The following is a 19,377-nucleotide window of genomic DNA, read 5'->3' on the forward strand; positions in this document are numbered from 1 at the left end:
CAGCATGGTCAAGCTCATCGTCTGGTACGACAACGAGGCCGGGTTCACCCACCAGCTGGTGCGACTCATCAAGAAGGTGGCTTCCTTCGGCTAGTCCGAACACCACCCCTTGGAAATGCAAAAGCCCCGGTCAGTACGTCTGGCCGGGGTTTTCCGTTTCAGGGCGGAGGTTAAGCCGAAGCGTGTTCGGGGAACAGTGCGGTGCCTGCGGCAAGCAGGTCGTCCAGACGCACGCCCAGGGGAACGAGGCGGCGTTCGATGAGCCTGATCTCGTCACCAGGGTCGAACAGGGGATAGTCGCTGCCGAAGAGCAGACGGTCCGACGGGTGCGCCTTGAGGAGGGCGCGCAGGGTGTCGTCTGGCACGAAACGCAGGGAGCTTGAGGTGTCCATGTACACGTCCAGCCCGGCCAGGTGCTCCACGGCGAAGTCCCAATGCAGGTAGCCGCCCAGGTGCGCGGCGATCATCACCGGGCCGGGGAACTCGCGGCGCAGCCGGGCCAGCTTGATGGGGCAGGAAGGGTTCTGCTCGGGCGGCAGGCGGTCGCCCACGTGGAACATGAGCATGAAGCGGCTCCCGACCTTTTCCAAGAGCGCATAGAATTTGGGGTCGTCGAGGAAGAACCCCTGGAAATCCGGGTGGAACTTCAAGCCCACAACACCGGCGCGTTCCAGTCGGTCCAGTTCCTTGTCCACGTCGGCGTAGTCAGGGTGCAGCGTGCCGAAGGCCGTGACGCGCGGTGACTGGCGCATGAGGTCGAGCGCCCAGTTGTTGGCAGGGATGACCTGGGCCGGGTCGGTGGCGGCGGTGTGCACCACGACCCTGTCAACGCCCGCGCGATCGGCCCTGGAGAGAAGGTCCTCCAGAATGCCGCTCCCTTCGGGCCGCAAGCCGTAGTGGCCTTCCAGCTGATTCAGCGCCTTTTCAGCGATCTTGGGGTGGAATACGTGGCAATGCGTGTCCGTGAACATGTCTCAAGGCTCCTGCGGTAAGTGCGAAGGCCTCGATATTACGCCGGAATATTCTGGGGGCAAGGAAAAACAGGCGAGGGGGTGCTTACTGTCGCGCTTGCGGCTGATTCTCGCACAGCGCCTTGAACCAGTCGGGCACGGCCGTGGGCTTTCCTTGGGCATTGACGATGGCGTGCTCAGTGTAGCCCTGGGCGCGCAGTTGGGTGCGGTCCTCGCTCCGGAACTCGTAAACGATGCGCATGGACGCCCGGCCCCAGCCGGACACGCCGCAACGGACCATGAGCAGGTCATCGTAGCGCGAGGGCGCGCGGTAGCGGCACCAGGCCTCGCGCACGGGCAGGATGACCCCGCGCTCCTCCACAAGATTGTAGCCCATGCCACGCTCGCGCAGGAACTGGCTGCGGGCGCGCTCAAAGATGTGGAGGTATTCCGCATAATACAGCACGCCCATGGCGTCCGTCTCCCCGTAGGAGACGCGGTGGGCGTACCAGGTGTCGGAACTGGGGAAGACCTTGGGGAACTCCACGGCTAGGGCTCCTGCGGTCGGCCAAGCTGGCGCAGCGTCCAGGCCAGCAGCTCGTGCCCGGCCTCGATGACCAGCCCGGTGGAACGCGCCTGGGCCTCGGTGAAGGCAGTGAGGCCGGAGGGCTCGCAGTTGGTGGCCTTGCAGCCGGGGTGCCAGAGCAGGAAGGGCACGGCGTCGGGCGTGTGGGTCTTCTCGATGATCGGGGTGAAGTGGTCGCAGGTGATGACGAAGGCCACGTCCTGGCCCTCCAGCGCCGCGAGCAGCGGCGCCACGATGCGCGCGTCGAAGCGGCTGATGGCCTCGGTCTTCTCGGCGGCGTTGCCTGCATGGCCGCACTCGTCAGGCCCTTCCAGGTGCACGAAGGCGAAGTCGCCGTGCTCAAGGAACTTGAGCGCCGCGTCCACCTTGCCCTGGTAGTTGGTGTCGATGAGCCCTGTGGCGCCGGGGACCTCGATGACCTCCATGCCGGCCGCGCGCCCCAGGCCACGCACAAGGTCGACCGCGGAGATCACCGCGCCGGTGCGGCCAGTGGCTTGCTTGAAGTTCGGCAGGATGAGCGGACGGCCCTGGCCCCACGGCCAGATGGAGTTTGCCTTGGTGTGCGTGGCGGTCTCGGCCAGGCGTTCCTGCGCCAGGAAGAGCAGATCCCACATGCGGGCGCAGCGGGAGAATTCGCGCATGTCCGCGTGCAGGGGCTTTCCGGTGATGTCGTGGGGCGGGTTGATCTTGAGCCCGGCCTCGTCCTCGCGGGCGCCGCCCTTGTGCACCAGCAGGTGGCGGTACTGCACACCGGGGTGGAACTGGAAGGTCTCGTCGCCCAGGCGTTCCTGCAGGTCGCGCATTAGGGGCTCGGACGCCTCGGTGGTGATGTGCCCGGAGGAATAGTCGAGCATGTTGCCCGAGGGCGAAAGCTCGCTCACGCTGACCAGGTTCATGCGCCAGACCAGGTCGTCCGGGTCGAGCACGAGCCCCTGCGCGGCTGCCTCGATGGGGCCGCGACCGGTGTGGTGCTTGGCCGGGTTGAAGCCAAGCAGCGACATGTTGGCCACGTCGGAGCCCGGCGGCATGCCCTCGGGCACGGTCTGGCACACGCCGACGATGCCGTTGGTGGCGAGGTTGTCCATGTGCGGGGTGGTCGCTGCCTCCAGGCAGGTCCTACCGCCGGGCATCTCGTCGGCCCAGCCGCCCATGCCGTCGGCAATGAGGAAAAGAAGTTTCATGCGCGTTGGCCAGCCCGCGTTAGAGGATGGGGAAGTGCACGGTGGGCCGCACGGTGAAGGGGGAGGCGTCGATCTCGCGGATGGTCTCGGCCACGGCGGCCGCGCGCGCGTTGTGCGTCAGGAACACGATGGGCACGTCCGAGCCGGACATGTCGCCCTTTTGCACGGCCTGGGCGATGGAGATGCCGTGCTCGGCCATGGCCTTGGCGATGGCCGCCATGACGCCGGGGCGGTCGGCCACGGAGAAGCGGAAGTAGTGCATGGACACGGCTTCGTCCGACGGCAGGATGTCGGCGGTGGGCAAGGGCTTGTTGCCGAAGCCGGTGTTGTCGAACGTCCAGCCCGGCACGGCCAGCCCGCGGCACAGGGCCATGATGTCGGCCATGACCGCGCTGCCGGTTGGGGTGTCGCCCGCGCCCTGGCCGTGGAGCATGATGGGCCCGACGGCGTTGCCTTCCACGCGCACGGCGTTGAAGTTGCCGCCAACACGCGCCAGCAGGAAGGTGTACTTGACGAGGGTCGGCTGCACGCTGGCCTCGATGCGTCCGTCGATCTCGCGCGCCTGGGCCAGGAGCTTGATGCGATAGCCGAACTCGCGCGCCAGCTCGATGTCCATGGGCGTGACTTCGGTGATGCCGCGCACGGGCACGTTGGCAAGGGGGAAGTCGCGCCCGTAGGCCAGGCGGATGAGCACCACGAGCTTGTGGGCCGTGTCCAGGCCCTCGATGTCGTAGGTCGGATCGGCCTCGGCGTAGCCCAGGTCCTGGGCCTGTTTGAGCGCCGTGCCGAAGTCCAGGTGGCTGGTGGTCATCTCGGAGAGGATGTAATTGGCCGTGCCGTTCATGATGCCGACCAGCCGCTCGATGCGGTTGGCGCCCAGGCTCTCGCGCAGGGTCTGCACGATGGGGATGCCCCCGGCCACGCTGGCCTCGTAGAACAGGCCAAGACCCTTGCTCGCGGCCAGGGCCGAGAGCTCCGGCCCGTGCAGGGCCAGCAGGTGCTTGTTGGCCGTGACCACGTGCTTGCCAGCGGACAGCGCTCGGGTGATGAGGCTCTTGGCGGTGTCGATGCCGCCCATGAGTTCCACCACGACGTCAATGCCGGGATCGTTCACCAGGTCGTCCGGGCTGGTGGTGAAGCGGACGTCCGGTCCCAGATCAACGGCGCGTTTCTTGGCCAGGTCGCGCACGAGGACGGACTTGATGGCCACGTCACGCCCGGTGCGCGCGCGGATGATCTCACCGTTTTCCTGAAGGATCTTGGCGAGTCCAGAGCCGACCGTGCCGAATCCGGCGAGCCCGAGGCGCAGCGTTTCCATCAAGTCTCCCTATTTGCCGAAGAACTTCTTCAGGTTGCGCGTGGCCTGGTTGATGCGGTGGCGGTTTTCCACCAGGGCGAAGCGCACGTGGTCGTCGCCGTAGTTGCCGAAGCCGAGGCCCGGGGAAACGGCCACCTCGGCCTCGCGCAGCAGGAGCTTGGAGAACTCGACGCTGCCCAGGTGCTTGAACTCGTCGGGAATCTCGGCCCAGACGAACATGGTGGCCTTGGGCGCGGGCACCATCCAGCCGGCGCGGTGCAGGCCTTCGATGAGCGCGTCGCGGCGGTCCTGGTGTACGTCCATGATCTCGCGCACGCAGTCCTGGGGACCGTTCAGCGCGGTGCAGGCCGCGATCTGGATGGGCTGGAAGATGCCGTAGTCCAGATAGCTCTTGATGCGGGTGAGGGCCTGGACCATGTCGCGGTTGCCGCAGCAGAAGCCCACGCGCCAGCCAGCCATGGAGTAGCTCTTGGTCAGAGAGAAGAACTCGACAGCCACGTCCTTGGCGCCCTTGGCCTGCAGGAAGCTCGGGGCCACGTAGCCGTCGTAGGTGAAGTCGGCGTAGGCCAGGTCGTGGATGATGTACATCCCGTGTTCCTTGGCGAAGTCCACGATCTTCTGGAAGTAGTCCACGTCCGCGCAGATGGTGGTGGGGTTGTGCGGATAGTTGATGACCAGCAGCTTGGGCTTGGGCCAGGTCTGGCGCACGGCGATCTGGAGGTCCTCCAGGAAGTCGCGGTTTTTGCCCATGGGGATGCGGCGTACATCCGCGCCGGCGATGATGGCGGCGTAGGGATGGATGGGATAGGCCGGGTCGGGCGCGAACACGACGTCGCCGGGGGAGAGCATGACCAGCGACAGGTGCGCCAGGCCTTCCTTGGCGCCCATGGTGACGACGACCTCCTGGTCGTGGTCCAGCTCCACGCCGAAGCGGCGCAGATACCAGTTGGCGATGGCCAGGCGCAGGCCCTTGATGCCCTTGGAGGCGGAGTAGCGATGGTTGGTCGACTTCTGCGCCGCCTCCATCAGCTTTTCGACAATATGCGGAGGCGTGGGCAGGTCCGGGTTGCCCATGCCCAGGTCGATGATGTCTGCGCCCTGGTGGCGCATCTGCATCTTCAGTTCGTTGACCTGAGCAAAAACATACGGCGGCAGGCGGTGGACTCTGGGAAATTGCTGCATTGCGCGCTCCTTGGCTCCCGTAGCTGGCCGGACATGCCCGTGGCTATCCGGAGATGAATGTTCGGTAGGGCGGAACCTTACATGCGCCGGGGGGCTGCTGTCAAAATGAATGATGCCGCAATCTCGGGGCAAAATCATTGTCCGTGGAGATTTTGCATGTTATAGGACGGATTCATCATTTGGAGGGAAACAATGGGCAAGAAATTGAGCAGGAAGGAATACGCCGCCATGCTGGAAGTCGCGCTGGAGGAGGCCCGCCTGGGACTCGCCGAGGGCGGGGTGCCCATTGGCGCGGCCCTGTTCGACGAGTCCGGCACGCTGCTGGGGCGCGGGCACAACCGCCGCGTGCAGGATGGCGATCCCTCAATGCACGCCGAAACCAACGCCTTCCGCAACGCAGGTCGGCGCAAGAGCTACCGCGACACCATCATGGTCACCACGCTGGCCCCCTGCTGGTACTGTTCCGGGCTGGTGCGCCAGTTCGGCATAGGCACCGTTGTGGCGGGCGAGAGCGCGACCTTCCAGGGCGGGCTCGACTGGCTGAAGGAGAACGGCGTCACGGTCGTCGACCTGGACAGCGACGAATGCAAGGCGCTGCTCGGCGGCTTCATCCGCGAGAAGCCAGAGGTCTGGAACGAGGACATCGGGGTGGACTAGAGCTTACGCGTCAGGAGGATCCGCATGACAGCCGTTGTCGAGGAACGCATCAGCGGAACGCGCAAAGGCGCGATCATAATTGAATTCCTGAAGAACTCCTTCCACTTTCCGCTGGCCAACATCCTCCTTGAGCTGGTGCTGGAAGGGCCTTCGCACTACATCACGTCCCTGGACTTCTATTCCTCCCTGCTGGCCCCGGCGGTGCAGGCGTATTTCCTGGGCAGCTGGACCTACAAAGGCAGGCCCAGGCCGCTCCTCGGCAACCTCATCGGGCCGTTCATTTACTCCGTCGTGGATATTGCCGTCTCGGCGGACGAGTTCTTCACCATGCCCTTCCACTACGCCTACTGGGGGTTCGCCCTTGGCATCGGCATCATCCAGGAGCTGCGCCTGCGCGTGGGCGACCGCTGGCAGTCCGCCTTCATCCTGCTGGAGAACGTGCTGCGCTCCAGCATCCTGGCTGTCATGTACTGGTTCATGGAACAGCTCACGGAGGCCAAGTACGCCGACCCGGCGGTGTTCTTCGGCAACCGGTCGCACATCTTCATCCTCTCGGCCATCTTCTTCCTCGGCCTGGTGGTCGGCCTGGACGACGCGCGGTCCCAGCGGTTCCTTGGCATCCTGCGCGAAACAGCAAGCCGCCTGCAGACCTTCTCCCACTGGCTGCTGGGGCGCAACATGCTCTCCATGGCCCTGACCAACCCCGAGGCGCTGTCGTTGGTGCGGCGCGAGCGCACCGTCATGTTTCTCGACATCCGGGGCTTCACCAGTTGGAGCGAGCGCCAGGAGCCCGAAGTGGTGGTGGGCATGCTGAATGACCTCTATGCGCTGGCCGAGTCGGTCTTCAGCGCCTCCGGGGCGATTCTCGTCAAATACACCGCCGACGAGGTCATGGCCTTTTTTGCCGACGCCGAGGACGGGCTGCGCAGCGCGCACCGCATGCACTGGGCCTGCATGGCGCGGCTGGCGGACTACGGCCTCGGCGTGGGCACGGGGCTGCATGACGGGCTCGTGGTGGAGGGGCTGCTCGGCAGCACCGAGGTCAAGCGCTACGAGATCATCGGTGACACCGTGAACACGGCCAAGCGCATTTGCTCGGCTGCGGGCAGCGGCGAGCTGCTCGTCACCGACGCGGTGCTGGCCAAGGCCGGAAGCCTTTGCGAGGTGCTGGAGTCGCGCGCCATCAGCGCCAAGGGCAAGAGCGAGCCGCTCATGGTGCACTCGGTGCGGCTGAAGACCGGTGCCGAGGCTTAGGCCTGTCTGCGGGGGCCAGGATCCTGCGCAGCTGTCATGCCGGGATTGCCTGCCCGAGCGCCTGCCAGAGCAACGCCAGGCCGGTGGTGGCCAAGAGAGCCAGCACCACGCGCCGGAATGCCGATTCGCTCACCCTGTCGCAACACATCCATCCGGCGCACATCCCCGCCAGCAAGAGCGGCAGTGTCTTGGCGAATAGCGCCAACACCTGGTTGTTCATGAGACCCTGCCAGAACTGCATGGCCACAATCAAGGAGCCTGCGCAGAGGAAATAGGCTGTAAGCGTGGCCTTCAGCGTATCGCGGCTCCAGGTCTGGCACACGGCCCAGCTCACCACGGGAGGGCCGTTGATGCCCAGGCTGACGCCCATGCAGCCGGAAGCGATGCCCGCAGCCACAGCCCAGCGCCTGCCCAGGGGGTACCGGTGGGCACCCCGACCCGAGAGCCGCAGCGCCAGCACCACAACACACGAGCCAAGCAGGAACTTGAGCAGCGCCTCCGGTGCGGTGGACTGGAAGAGAAAGCCCAGGACCATGCCGGGCAGGGCTGCGGCCAGCAGCAGCACCAGGCTCAGGCCATGCGCCTGGCGGCCCAGGCGCGCCACGAGCAGCACGTTGATGGACAGGGCCATGAGGCAGCCCAGTGGTACTGCGGCGCGAACGCCAAGCACGAGCGCCAACAAGGGCATGGCCACGAGCGTGGAGCCGAATCCGGCAAAGGCCTGGGTGAATCCAGCCAAGAGCGCAGCCGCGGCCACAAGACCTAGTGAGGCCGCCTCCACCTCAGCTCCTTGGCCCAATTTGGACGTGGCCAGCCGCGCCGAACACATCAAGCATGACCTCCAGGGGGAAACGCGCCGCTAATGTGGCCGGTCCGAAGCTCATCTCCGTGCTGATCTCAACGGCCTCAATGACTTGCCGCTGGCGGGAAAACTGCTCCATCTGTGCGTTACGTGTCTTCACGTAAAATCTCCAGTGTTCATGTTTTATGAACCATTCGACTTGCCATCATTGCGTCTGTGGTTGTATAAATTTGCATCGCAGCAGATGCAAACGATAAGTTTTGAACCAATAATTCAGTGAAACAAAACAATGCTCGATCCACACCTCCTCCGCTCCTTTTTGGCCGTGGCCGCAGAGCTTTCCTTCCGAAAGGCTGCCCTAGCCCTGCACTGCGCGCCCTCCACAGTGACCAGCCAGATACGAAGCCTGGAGCAGGAGCTTGGCGTCGTCTTGTTCGAGCGCTCCAGCCGCAGTGTGCGGCTCACCGGGTCTGGGCAGGGGCTTGTGCAGAACGCCCGACGCATAGTGGACCTCATCGAGGAGACACAGCGTCTCGCAGCCGGGGGCGATGGCAGCGGCCTGGAACTGGCCGTGCGCATCTCGGAAAGTCTGGGGGTTTATTGTCTGCCGTGGGTGCTGCCTCGCTTTCGCCAGCGCTTTCCAGACATTCGGCTCTCCTTCGCCACGCATTCGCGCCACGGCCTGCACCAGGACATTCAACACGGCGTCATGGATCTGGCCCTGCTGCTGGGCGAGCCGTTTCTCGCTGCGGGGATCGACGTGGAGTTGCTGGGTCGGGAGAGGCTTGTGGCCATCGTTGCGCCGCAGTCGCCACTGGCCGGAAGCTGCACGCTTCGTCCGGAGATGCTGGACGCTCAGGCTTTGGTGTTGACGCGGCACGTCTGGAGCCTCCGCAGGTCCATTGAGGCGGCGCTTTTGGAGGCGAGGGTGCGCCCGGCCAGTGTTGTTGAGTGCGCCAGCGTTGAGTTGGTCAAGGCCTGCGTCATGGCTGGACAGGGGCTGTCCATCGTGCCTGCGTTCAGTGTGCGCGAGGCTGTTCGGCGCGGCGAACTGGCGACGTTGGAGTGGCACGGCGAGGGACTCTTCGCTCCGGTGTACCTAGCACGCCAGGCGGAGCGGATGCTTTCGCCGGTTGCGGAGGCCTTCAGCGAAACCCTGCGCGCGTTTTTCCGAAGGCCGGAAAAGAACGAGGCGATTTCACCGTCGCGTGGAGTCTGAGCCGGAATCAGGCCGGGAGAGCCAGCCATGGCCTGCCGGTGCGAGCAGTCCGCGCAGCCTTTCCAGTTCCGCCGCATAGGCCGTGGCGTCCCAGCCCTGGGAGAGCCGGTTCATGAACCCGTGGGCCTTACCCTGCCGCAGCTCCGCAGCCATCCCCCGGGCCTGCAGCGTCGCCACAAGCTCTGCCGGGGCGAAGGAGGCCTCCTGTTCGGCGAACACGAGCCGCACGTCGCCAGCAGGGCGCAGGTCCAGGTGGTCGCGTATGCGCGAGCCGTAGTAGAGCACCGCGCTGCCAGTGAAGGGCTTTGGCGGTGCAGCCAGGGCGACCCACAGGGCCGTGGCGCCCACGCTGAAGCCCACGGCCAGGGCAGGGCGGTGCTCCGCCAGGGCCTCGGCCACCATCTGGGTATAGCGCTCCAGGCCGATGCGCGCGGAAAAGGCCGCGTAGGCCTCGACCTCGCTTGAAAAGCGCGGGCGCTCCCCGCCATTGTGGGAGCCGTAGGGCGAGACGACGCGCGCGCGGACGTCGCGTCCGTTTGTCAGGTCGCGGGCCAGGGCCTGGACCTCCGGCGTGTGGCCGAAGATGTCGGTGGCTATGAGGATGGTTGCGGTCATGGGGCTTGGTAAGGCACGCCGCCGGACGAGGCAAGAGGATTTGCCGGACCGTTGGTGCCGCCTTCTCGTATCCACCCCCGCCCTTGACCTCCTGCCCCGTTTTTTTTAGCGTGTCTGACTTTGTGAGACCTCGGCGCGACACCCCCTTTGACGAGCCGTCGCTCACCCCCCATAGGAGAAAACGGACATGGTTCAGAAAGCCGAAAAAATTTGGATGGACGGCAAGCTCGTCAATTGGGATGACGCCAACGTGCACATCCTCACCCACACGCTGCACTACGGTTGCGGCGTCTTCGAGGGCATCCGCTCCTACGAGTGCACCGACGGCCGCAGCGCCGTGTACCGCCTCGTTGAGCACATGCAGCGCCTCATCGACTCCGCCCACATTCTTGGCATGAAGCTCCCCTTCAACCGCGAGGAGCTGGTCCAGGCCGTGGTCGACACCCTGAAGGTGAACAAGATGAAGGCCGGGTACATCCGTCCGCTGGTGTTCATCGGCGACGGCGTCATGGGCGTGCACCCCGGCACCAACCCCATCCGCGTGGCCATCGCCACCTGGCCCTGGGGCGCCTACCTGGGCGAAGGCGCTCTGGAGAAGGGCATCTCCATCAAGACCAGCACCTTCCACCGCCACCACGTCAACGTCATGATGACCAAGGCCAAGGCCTGCGGCAACTACGTGAACTCCGTGCTGGCCAAGACCGAGGCCGTGGCAGACGGCTTCCACGAGGCGCTCATGCTCGACACCCAGGGCTACGTCTCCGAGGCCACCGGCGAGAACATCTTCATCGTCAAGAACGAGGTCATCAAAACCACGCCGCTGACCTCCATCCTGCCCGGCATCACCCGCGACAGCATCATGGTCCTGGCGCGTGATATGGGATACGAGGTCGTGGAGCAGCTCTTCACCCGCGACGAGCTCTACGTGGCCGACGAAGCCTTCTTCACCGGCACCGCGGCGGAGATCACGCCCATCCGCGAGGTAGACCGTCGCCAGATCGGCGCCGGAAAGGCCGGCCCCATCTCGCTGTTGCTCCAGAAGGAGTACTTCAAGATTGTGAAGGGCGAGAACGCTGACTACTCCCACTGGCTGCACGAGTACACGATCTAGCGAATCAAGCGTCCGGGGGGAGCAGCCGCTCCCTCCGGGCATTTCGTCATCAGCGCAAAACCTTCCCGGAGCCCGCCCATGGCCAGCCTCACCGCAAAATACCGGCCCCGCCGCTTCGCCGAAGTCGCTGGCCAGGACGCGGTCAAGGCCATCCTCTCGCGCGCCTCGGCCACGGGCAGGATCGCCCCGGCCTACATGTTCAGCGGCACGCGCGGCGTGGGCAAGACCACCATCGCCCGCATCTTCGCCAAGGCCCTGAACTGCGAGAAGGCCCCCACGGCCGAGCCCTGTAACGAATGCGCCATGTGCAGGCAGGCCCTGGCCGGGACAGCCGTGGACATCATCGAGATCGACGCGGCCTCCCACGGCGGCGTTGGCGATGTGCGCGCCCTCAAGGAAGACGTCGGCTACGCGCCGCTTGAGGGCCGCTACAAGGTCTTCATCATCGACGAAGCGCACATGCTCTCCACCGCGGCCTTCAACGCGCTGCTCAAGACGCTGGAGGAGCCGCCCGCGCGCGTGACCTTCATCCTGGCCTCCACCGAGGCCCACAAGTTTCCCGCCACCATCCTTTCCCGTTGCCAGCACTACGTGTTCAAGATGCTGCCCCAGGCTGACCTGGCCGCTCATCTGGAGGGTCTGCTCGTGCGCGAGGGCTTGGAGTTCGAGCCCGCCGCGGTGCGCATCATCGCCCGGCGCGGCGCGGGCAGCGTGCGCGACAGCATGTCGCTGCTTGGCCAGGCCCTGGCCTACAGCTCCGGCAAGCTGCTGGAGAGCGAGGTCCGCGCCTGCCTAGGCCTTGCTGGCCAGGAGGTGTTTTTCGCCCTCATGGAGGCCATCCAGGCGCGCGACCTGCCGCTGTTGTCGCGCACCCTGCGCCAGGTGCTCGACCAGGGCCTGGACCTGGGCTTCTTCCTGCGCGAACTCTCGGCCTGCTGGCGCAACATGTTTTTGCTGCGCCAGGCCGGCGAGGCCATTCTGCCGGAGCTGGGCCTTCCCGCCGAGGAGGCCTCCCAGTGGCAGGCCTGGGCCGAACGCTTCACGCCAGCGCACATACACGCCTGTTGGCAGATGACGCTGGACGGCCAGCAGCGCGTCATCAAGAGCCTGGAGCCCGCGCAGTCGCTGGAGCTTCTGCTGTTGAACCTGGCCTGCCTGCCGGACCTGATCCCGCTGGAGGCCCTGGGCGGAAAACGCCCGGCGCCGCCGACTGGTGGTGGGGCTTCCGGCGGCGGTGTCGGCAGGGGACAGGCTTCCGGGTCCGCCTCCGGAGGCGGCGCGCAGATGGCTTCCGCCACGTCCGCTCCAGTGTCATCCGCCACGACATCCGCCACGACAACTGGCCCGACATCTCCGACGCCGGTCGCCACGGCCTCCCAAACGATGCAGACAACGCCAGCACCCGTCGCGCAGGCCCCGGCCGGGAACGCTTCGCCGGAGGTTGCGTCCACGCCTTCGTCCATGTCTCCGTCCACGCTTTCGCCCACGCCAGCAGCCACGCCCCTTGCCACGCAGACGGCCACGCAGACGGCCACGCCAGCAAAACCTGTCGCTGAACCGGCTGCCGTGAGCGCCGCCAGCAACGCAGAGTCCCTGTCCTGGGAGGGCTTCCAGGCCTTCGTGGCTGCCAAGAACGGCAGCGGCATCGTCACCGGCCTGGCCCAGGCCCAGGGGGATTGGAACGGCAGCGTTTTGACGCTCGCCTGCCACAACGGCACCCACTGCGAGATGCTCTCCCAGGGCGACAACCACGCGCGCCTGCAGCGCCACATTTTCGAGTACTTTGGCCCGCAGGCCACCCTTGAGTTCAGTTTTGAGGAGCGCGAGCCCCAGCGCAGCTCCTCCGAGATTGACCGCGAGATCCAGTCCCACCCTGCGGTGGCCCGCGTGCGCGAGGCCTTCGAGGTCAAGGGCCCCGGGCTTGTGACCATGCGAGGCCGCAACTAGCCGAATTTCCGGTGCGCCAATTGCGCGCCACACCCAAATACGATTCGACCGGAGGAACACCCCCATGCGTGGAATGCAGGACATGTTGCGCCAGGCCCAGATGATGCAGAAAAAAATGCACGCCATCCAGGAAGAGCTCAAGACCCGCGAGGTTGAAGCCACCAGCGGAGGCGGCATGGTCACCGTGAAGGTCACCGGCGGCCAGGAGATTCTGGCTGTGACCATCGACAAGAGCGTGGTCGAGGCCGGGGACGTGGAAATGCTTCAGGACCTGGTGCTGGCCGCCGTGCGCGACGCGCTCAAGAAGGCCAAGACCATGACTGAGGAAGAGATGAGCAAGATCACCGGGGGCCTCAAGATTCCCGGCATGTTCTAGGCATGGCCCCTTCCCGCACGCAAGGGGACCGGCTGCCCGGACCTCTGCGCGAGGTGGCCGAGCATCTGGCACGGCTGCCGGGCCTGGGGCCGAAGAGCGCCCTGCGAGCGGCCCTGGCCCTGCTCAAGATGCCGCGCGAGCAGGCCAGCGCCGTGGGGCAGTCCGTGCTGACCCTGCGCGAGCGCCTGTGCCTGTGCGGCACCTGCGCCAGCCTGGCCGAGCAGAACCCCTGTCCCATCTGCGCCGACCCCGGCCGCAACCGCGAGCAGCTCTGTCTCGTGGCGGAGTGGGACTCGCTTTTGGCGCTGGAGGAGATGAACCTGTTCCGGGGCACCTATCTGGTGCTGGGCGGGCTGCTCTCGCCCCTGGACGGCGTCGGTCCGTCGGGCCTGGAGTTCGATCTCCTGCGCCGCCGCCTGGAATCCGGAGAGGTGCGCGAGCTCATTCTGGCGCTCGGCGCCACACTGGATGCCGAGAACACGGCCTCCCACGTGAAGAACATGGTGGCCCAGGGCTTCCCCGGCATCACCGTGTCGCGCCTGGCCCAGGGCATCCCCATGGGCGCGGAGGTCAAGTACATGGACCGCGAGACGCTGCGGCAGTCGCTGCTGCATCGTCAATCGGTGTAGGGCAGTCCGTGTAGGGCCGCCCGTCTTCACGTCCCATCAGATCGGCCAAGGAGCCACATGCCCGCCACCATCACCGCCGAAGTCCACGCCGTGGTCTACCACAACCCGGACAACGGCTATGCCGTGGTGCGCGTGCGCGCCAAGGACGAGCCCGGCATGCTCACGGTGGTGGGCTGTCTTGGTCAGCTTCAGCCCGGCGAGTACCTGGAGATCACCGGCGAGTGGAAGAACCACCCCAAGTTCGGCCGGCAGATGGAGGCCATCTCCTTCAAGCAGACCTACCCGGCCACGGAACACGGCGTGGTGCGCTTTCTCAAGAGTTCTCTCAAGGGCGTGGGCGAGAAGACCGCCACGGACCTCGTAAAACGCTTCGGCGTGGCCGTGCTGGACCTGCTCGACAATGACCCCGAGCAGCTGCTCGGCAAGGGCATCAGCAGGAAGAAGCTGGCGGGCATGCTGGAGTCCTGGCAGGGCCAGCGCGAGGTCAAAAGCCTCATCGTCTTTCTGCACAGCCATGAGGTGCCGCCCACCTATGCCGCGCGCATCTTCAAGATCTTCGGCGCCGAGAGCGAGGCCAAGCTGCGCGAGAACCCCTACGAGCTGGCCTACCTCATCCGGGGCATCGGCTTCCGCACGGCGGACAACATGGCGCTCAAGCTCGGCTTCGCCGAGGACTCGCCCCAGCGCATCGAGGCGGCAATCGCCTACATCCTGGTGAGCCAGGGGGAGCGGGGCGGGCACATGTTCTGCCCCAAGGACAAGCTGCTGGCCGAGGCCGCCAAGCTGCTCGACGTGCACGACCATGAGCGCCTGGAGGAAGGCCTGGCCACGCTGGAAGGCCGCAAGCGCGTGCACATCGAGGACCTGCCGGAGCAGGGCGTGGAGCAGGCCGTGTTCCTCATGACCTCCTACCGGGCCGAGCGCGAGATCAGCCAGCGCCTGTTCGGGCTGGTGAACCACCCCGCGCCGGTGTCCGAGGCCAAGGTCCGCCAGACCTTGCCCGTCATCGAGGCCAACCTGGGCTTCAAGCTCTCCGAAGAGCAGCGCAAGGCCGTGCTCATGGCCTGCGTGCACAAGGTCTTCATCATCACCGGCGGTCCCGGCACCGGCAAGACCACCATCACCCGGGCCATCGTGGCCGCGCTCTCGGAGCTCAAGCTCACGGTGCGGCTGGCCGCGCCTACGGGCCGCGCGGCCAAGCGCCTGTCCGAGGCCACGGGCGAGGGCGCGCAGACCCTGCACCGCCTGCTCATGTACTCCCCGGAACACGGCTTCCACCACTGCGAGGACCAGAAGCTCGCGGCCGAGGCGCTGCTGGTGGACGAGGTGTCCATGCTGGACGCCCAGCTTTTCCTTGCGGTGCTGCGGGCCTTGCCCGTCACCTGCCGCCTCATCCTGGTGGGCGATGTGAACCAGCTGCCGAGCGTGGGCGCGGGCAACGTCCTGGCCGACCTCATCAACAGCGGCGAGGTTCCCAAGGCAGTGCTCACGCACATCTTCCGCCAGGCCCAGGAAAGCTCCATCGTGGTCAACGCGCACCGCATCAACGCCGGACTGACGCCCATCCCCAGTCCCAAGGAGCCGCCCGAGGCCGACTTCTTCTGGATGCCCCAGGAGGACCCAAGCAAGGTGCAGGATCGCATTCTGGAGATGGTCACCACGCGCATCCCCGAACGCTACGGCCTGAACCCCATGCGCGACATCCAGGTGCTCACCCCCATGCACAAGGGCGACGTGGGCACCAGCACGCTCAATCAACTGCTGCAGGGGCGCCTGAACCCCAAGCGCGGGGTGGAGCTGAAGCGCGGGTACGCCACCTTCCGCCCTGGCGACCGCGTGCTGCAGCTCAAGAACAACTACGACAAGGAAGTGTTCAACGGCGACCTTGGCTGGGTGGAGCAGGTGGACCCGGAGGAAGGCTCGCTGGTGGTCAACTTCGACGGCAACCTCGTGGCGTTCGACTCCACGGAGCTGGACGAGCTGACCCTGGCCTACGCCGTAAGCGTGCACAAGTCCCAGGGCTGCGAGTACCCGGCCATCGTCGTACCCCTGGTGACGCAACACTACATGCTGCTGCAACGGAACCTGCTGTACACGGCGCTGACGCGCGCGCGCAGGCTGGCGGTGTTCATCGGCAGCGAGAAGGCGCTCTCCATCGGCCTGAACAACGTCACCTCCGGCAGCCGCCTGACGCATCTGCAGCACCGCATCCGCTCCGTCTTCGGAGGCAACATCTTCGGCTAGCGGCCCTTCACAAGCGTACTTTCATGTGTATATGAATGGTTCAGCCTCGCCACACACCTGAAACAATCGCAGCCAAGGAGTCGCCACATGCTGAGCAAGAAGATGGAGAAGGCCTTCAACGACCAGATCAAATGGGAATATTTCTCCGCCTACCTCTACCTGTCCCTGTCGGCCTACTTCCAGGGCCTGGGCCTGCCCGGCTTCGCCAACTGGATGGACGTGCAGTTCCAGGAGGAGCAGTTTCACGCCCGCAAGATGTTCGACTACGTGCTGGAGAAGGGCGGCAAGGTCCAGCTCCAGGGCTTCGATGCCCCGCAGCACACCTGGAAGTCGCCGCTGGCGGCCTTTGAGTTCGCGTTGAAGCACGAATACGTCGTCACCAAGCGCATCAACGACCTGGTGGACCTGGCCCAGAAGGAGAAGGACCACGCCTCGGCCATCTTCCTGCAGTGGTACGTTACCGAGCAGGTGGAGGAGGAAGCCAACTTCGGCGACACCGTGAACAAGCTGAAGCTGGTGGGCGACGGCGGCGGGCTGTTCATGCTCGACCGCGAGCTGGCGACCCGCGTGTTCACGCCGCCCGCGGCCGCGTAAGTTCCACAGCGCAAGCGTTACGACACTGGTACAAGCGGGGGGCTTCGGGCCCTCCGCATCCTTATGTCCCTCTAGCCTGGGGGGGTCGCATGCCGGACTCAAGCATCGTCATACTCATCGGCGGGGAGGCCGGGCAGGGCCTGGTCACCATCGGCCAGCTCATGTCCAAGGCCCTCGTGCGCGCGGGCTACGAGGTAGTGGTCTCCCAGGACTACCAGTCGCGCATCCGCGGCGGGCACAACACCTTCGCCATCCGCACCGGGGTGGACGCTCTGCATGGCCCCTGCGAGAAGGTGGACATCCTCGTGGCGCTGGACGCCGAGACCGTGGCCCTGCACAAGCATCAGCTCACCCCCGGCGGCATCGTCCTGACGGGTGAGATCTTCGCGCTCACGGGCGAGACCGAGGGGCTTAACATCCTGCGCGTTCCGTTCAAGAAGATCTCCCCCAAGGCCGCGCACGAGAACGTGGTGGCGCTGGGCGTGCTGGCGCAGGCCCTGTGCAAGGACCTCGGCCTGCTGGAGGAGCTGCTGCGGCAGACCTTCGCCAAGAAGGGGGAGGCGGTCATCGCCGAGAACCTGGCCGTGCTCCGCGCCGCCCACGACTGGATGGGCACCCAGAGCCACGGGTTCGCGTGCATGCCGCCCGCGCCCGAGAATCCGGGCGAGCGCATGATGCTCAACGGCAACGAGGCCATCGCCCTGGGCGCGCTGGCCGCTGGCTGCAACTTCTGCTCGTTCTACCCCATGACGCCCGGCTCCTCCGTGGCCCTGACCCTGGCCGCCAAGGCCAAGGCCATGGGCACCGTGGTGGAGCAGGCCGAGGACGAGATCGCGGCGGCCAACATGGCCGTGGGAGCCGTCTGCGCGGGCGCGCGGGCCATCGTGCCCACCTCCGGCGGCGGCTTCGCGCTCATGGTCGAGGCCGTGAGCCTGGCCGGAATGCTTGAGACTCCCGTGGTCTTTGTGGTGGCCATGCGCCCCGGACCGGCCACCGGCCTGCCCACGCGCACCGAACAGGGAGACCTGAACCTGGTGCTCTACGCCGGGCATGGCGAGTTCCCCCGGGCGGTGTTCGCTCCGGGCAGCGTGGAAGAGTGCTTCTACCTAACGCACCGCGCCTTCGAGATGGCCGAGAAGTACCAGTCCCCGGTGTTCCTGCTCACGGACCAGTACCTGGCCGACTCCTTCCAGAACGCGGAGCCCTTCGACCTCTCCGAGCTGCCGGAGATTCCCGGCCCGCTGCTGGAGCCGGAGAACCCGGGCCAATACAAGCGCTTCGCCCACACCGAGGACGGGGTCTCGCCCCGGGCCATCCCGGGGTTCAGCACGGCGCTGGTGGTCTCGGACTCCGACGAGCACACCGAGGACGGCAAGCTCACCGAGGATCTGGACGTGCGCGTGCGGATGGTGACCAAGCGCCTGGACAAGGGCCTGGGACTGGCCGAGGAGGCCATCGCCCCCGGCTACATTGGCGAGGAGAACGCCGACGTCCTGCTGGCGTGCTGGGGCTCCACCCTGGGCGCCGCGCTGGAAGCCAGGGAACGGCTGGAGGAATCCGGCACGCGCGCGGCTGTGCTGCACTTTCCCCAGGTCTGGCCCCTGAACGAGGACCAGTTCCTGCCGCAGCTTGAAGGCGCGAAGCGGGCCGTGTGCGTGGAGGGCAACGCCACGGGGCAGCTGGCGCGGCTCATCCGCCAGGAGACGGGTTTCCGCTTCAAGGACCTGGTGCTGCGCTACGACGGCCTGCCCATCACCGCCGCCTACATCCTGCGCGGCCTGGAAAGCATCCTCTAGCGCCAGGAGGCACGAGCATGGTCAGCACGACAGTCACACCCGAAGACTACGGACAGTTCGACACCGCCTGGTGCCCCGGCTGCGGCAACCACGCCCTGCTGAAGTGCATGAAGCAGGCGCTTTCGGGCCTGGGCCTGGCCCCGCACCAGGTGCTTATGTGCACGGGCATCGGCCAGGCGGCCAAGACCCCGCTGTACATGAACTGCAACATGATAACCGGGCTGCACGGCCGGGGCCTGCCCGCCGCCACCGGGGCCAAGCTGGCCAATCCGGAACTCACGGTCATCACCGAGAGCGGCGACGGCTGCAACTACGGCGAGGGCGGCAACCACTTCCTGGCGGCCCTGCGCCGCAACGTGGACATGACGCTCGTCGTACACGACAACGGCATTTACGGTCTGACAAAAGGCCAGGCGAGCCCCACCACGGCCAAGGGCCAAGTGACCAAGGCCCAGCCCTTCGGCCAGCCCTCGGAGCCCATCAACCCCATGGCCGTGGCAGTGGCCATGAACGCGGGCTTCGTGGCGCGGGGTTTCACCGGCGAGCCGGAGCACCTGGTGGACCTCATCCAGCAGGCGGTGCGGCACAAGGGCTTCTCCCTGGTGGACGTGTTCCAGCCCTGCGTCTCCTTCAACAAGGTCAACACCTTCGCCTGGTACAAGCAGCGCTGCCGCAAGATCGGGCCGGAGCACGACCCGGCCAATCGCGAGCAGGCCATGAAACTGGCCCTGGAGTTCGGGGAGAGCATCCCCATCGGCGTGCTGTACAAGAGCGACAGGGAGCCCTTCGGCGCGACCCTGCCGACGCTCAAGGCCGGACCCCTGGCCCGGCGCGCGGTGGACACCGAGGCCCTGCAGGGCGTCCTGCGCTCGTACCTCTAGCGCCTTGCCGCACTGGCGAGAACGAGGGGCGGCCC

Annotated in this window: 18 protein-coding genes; 11 read left to right on the forward strand and 7 right to left on the reverse strand. The window is 66.2% G+C overall.

The features are described from left to right. Positions 1 to 170: 170 nt before the first annotated feature. The 5 genes from RDU24_RS10590 to RDU24_RS10610 all read right to left on the reverse strand — a co-directional run bounded on the left by RDU24_RS10590 (position 171) and on the right by RDU24_RS10610 (position 5,217). Complete coding sequence (locus RDU24_RS10590) at positions 171 to 971, reverse strand: amidohydrolase family protein (RefSeq protein WP_308735724.1); 801 nt, start codon at positions 969 to 971, stop codon at positions 171 to 173. 85 nt (positions 972 to 1,056) lie between these two features. Continuing rightward, entirely contained in the window at positions 1,057 to 1,497 is a 441-nt protein-coding gene (locus tag RDU24_RS10595) for an acyl-CoA thioesterase (protein ID WP_308735725.1), read from the reverse strand. A gap of 2 nt (positions 1,498 to 1,499) precedes the next feature. Beyond that, a complete protein-coding gene (locus RDU24_RS10600; RefSeq protein ID WP_308735726.1) occupies positions 1,500 to 2,717 on the reverse strand; it encodes a cofactor-independent phosphoglycerate mutase in 1,218 nt (405 codons plus the stop codon). A 19-nt stretch (positions 2,718 to 2,736) separates the two neighbouring features. After that, the gene (locus RDU24_RS10605; RefSeq protein ID WP_308735727.1) at positions 2,737 to 4,035 is read right to left on the reverse strand and encodes a homoserine dehydrogenase; all 1,299 of its coding nucleotides are present in this window, start codon (positions 4,033 to 4,035) and stop codon (positions 2,737 to 2,739) included. 9 nt (positions 4,036 to 4,044) lie between these two features. Beyond that, positions 4,045 to 5,217 carry an aminotransferase class I/II-fold pyridoxal phosphate-dependent enzyme gene (locus RDU24_RS10610; RefSeq protein ID WP_308735728.1) on the reverse strand — a complete coding sequence of 391 codons (1,173 nt, stop codon included), beginning with the start codon at positions 5,215 to 5,217 and terminating at the stop codon, positions 4,045 to 4,047. A 192-nt stretch (positions 5,218 to 5,409) separates the two neighbouring features. Here RDU24_RS10610 and RDU24_RS10615 point away from each other — a divergent pair, with 192 nt between their 5' ends. Further along, the gene (locus RDU24_RS10615; protein ID WP_308735729.1) at positions 5,410 to 5,874 is read left to right on the forward strand and encodes a nucleoside deaminase; all 465 of its coding nucleotides are present in this window, start codon (positions 5,410 to 5,412) and stop codon (positions 5,872 to 5,874) included. A gap of 24 nt (positions 5,875 to 5,898) precedes the next feature. Further along, complete coding sequence (locus RDU24_RS10620) at positions 5,899 to 7,128, forward strand: adenylate/guanylate cyclase domain-containing protein (RefSeq protein WP_308735730.1); 1,230 nt, start codon at positions 5,899 to 5,901, stop codon at positions 7,126 to 7,128. Between the two features lie 34 nt (positions 7,129 to 7,162). On the opposite strand, the gene RDU24_RS10625 is transcribed toward RDU24_RS10620, so the two are convergent. Then, positions 7,163 to 7,957, reverse strand: coding sequence for a sulfite exporter TauE/SafE family protein (locus RDU24_RS10625; RefSeq protein WP_308735731.1), 795 nt, complete (start codon positions 7,955 to 7,957; stop codon positions 7,163 to 7,165). A gap of 262 nt (positions 7,958 to 8,219) precedes the next feature. On the opposite strand from RDU24_RS10625, the gene RDU24_RS10630 reads away from it, so the two are divergent. Next, positions 8,220 to 9,149 (forward strand): LysR family transcriptional regulator, encoded by a 930-nt coding sequence (locus tag RDU24_RS10630; RefSeq protein ID WP_308735732.1) that lies wholly within the window; start codon positions 8,220 to 8,222, stop codon positions 9,147 to 9,149. On the opposite strand, the gene RDU24_RS10635 is transcribed toward RDU24_RS10630, so the two are convergent. Then, complete coding sequence (locus RDU24_RS10635) at positions 9,129 to 9,764, reverse strand: hydrolase (protein ID WP_308735733.1); 636 nt, start codon at positions 9,762 to 9,764, stop codon at positions 9,129 to 9,131. The two genes, RDU24_RS10630 and RDU24_RS10635, sit on opposite strands and share 21 nt — an antisense overlap. Positions 9,765 to 9,951: 187 nt before the next feature. Between RDU24_RS10635 and RDU24_RS10640 the strand changes: the two genes are divergently transcribed. The 8 genes from RDU24_RS10640 (at position 9,952) to RDU24_RS10675 (ending at position 19,342) form a co-directional block, all read left to right on the forward strand. Then, positions 9,952 to 10,875: a branched-chain amino acid transaminase gene (locus tag RDU24_RS10640; protein WP_308735734.1), complete on the forward strand. Its 924-nt coding sequence runs from the start codon at positions 9,952 to 9,954 to the stop codon at positions 10,873 to 10,875. Positions 10,876 to 10,953: 78 nt separating this feature from the next. After that, on the forward strand, positions 10,954 to 12,822 hold the full coding sequence (dnaX, locus tag RDU24_RS10645; protein WP_308735735.1) for a DNA polymerase III subunit gamma/tau: 1,869 nt from the start codon (positions 10,954 to 10,956) through the stop codon (positions 12,820 to 12,822). A gap of 64 nt (positions 12,823 to 12,886) precedes the next feature. After that, entirely contained in the window at positions 12,887 to 13,198 is a 312-nt protein-coding gene (locus tag RDU24_RS10650; RefSeq protein WP_308735736.1) for a YbaB/EbfC family nucleoid-associated protein, read from the forward strand. Between the two features lie 2 nt (positions 13,199 to 13,200). Then, the gene (recR, locus tag RDU24_RS10655; protein ID WP_308735737.1) at positions 13,201 to 13,827 is read left to right on the forward strand and encodes a recombination mediator RecR; all 627 of its coding nucleotides are present in this window, start codon (positions 13,201 to 13,203) and stop codon (positions 13,825 to 13,827) included. 57 nt (positions 13,828 to 13,884) lie between these two features. Then, entirely contained in the window at positions 13,885 to 16,071 is a 2,187-nt protein-coding gene (gene recD2, locus RDU24_RS10660; RefSeq protein WP_308735738.1) for an SF1B family DNA helicase RecD2, read from the forward strand. 87 nt (positions 16,072 to 16,158) lie between these two features. Next, on the forward strand, positions 16,159 to 16,665 hold the full coding sequence (locus RDU24_RS10665; RefSeq protein ID WP_308735739.1) for a ferritin: 507 nt from the start codon (positions 16,159 to 16,161) through the stop codon (positions 16,663 to 16,665). Positions 16,666 to 16,754: 89 nt separating this feature from the next. After that, positions 16,755 to 18,461: a 2-oxoacid:acceptor oxidoreductase subunit alpha gene (locus tag RDU24_RS10670; protein ID WP_308735740.1), complete on the forward strand. Its 1,707-nt coding sequence runs from the start codon at positions 16,755 to 16,757 to the stop codon at positions 18,459 to 18,461. A 17-nt stretch (positions 18,462 to 18,478) separates the two neighbouring features. Further along, positions 18,479 to 19,342, forward strand: coding sequence for a 2-oxoacid:ferredoxin oxidoreductase subunit beta (locus tag RDU24_RS10675; protein ID WP_308735741.1), 864 nt, complete (start codon positions 18,479 to 18,481; stop codon positions 19,340 to 19,342). Positions 19,343 to 19,377: the final 35 nt, after the last annotated feature.

Source organism: Humidesulfovibrio sp. (assembly GCF_031082295.1).
Lineage (GTDB): Bacteria > Desulfobacterota > Desulfovibrionia > Desulfovibrionales > Desulfovibrionaceae > Humidesulfovibrio.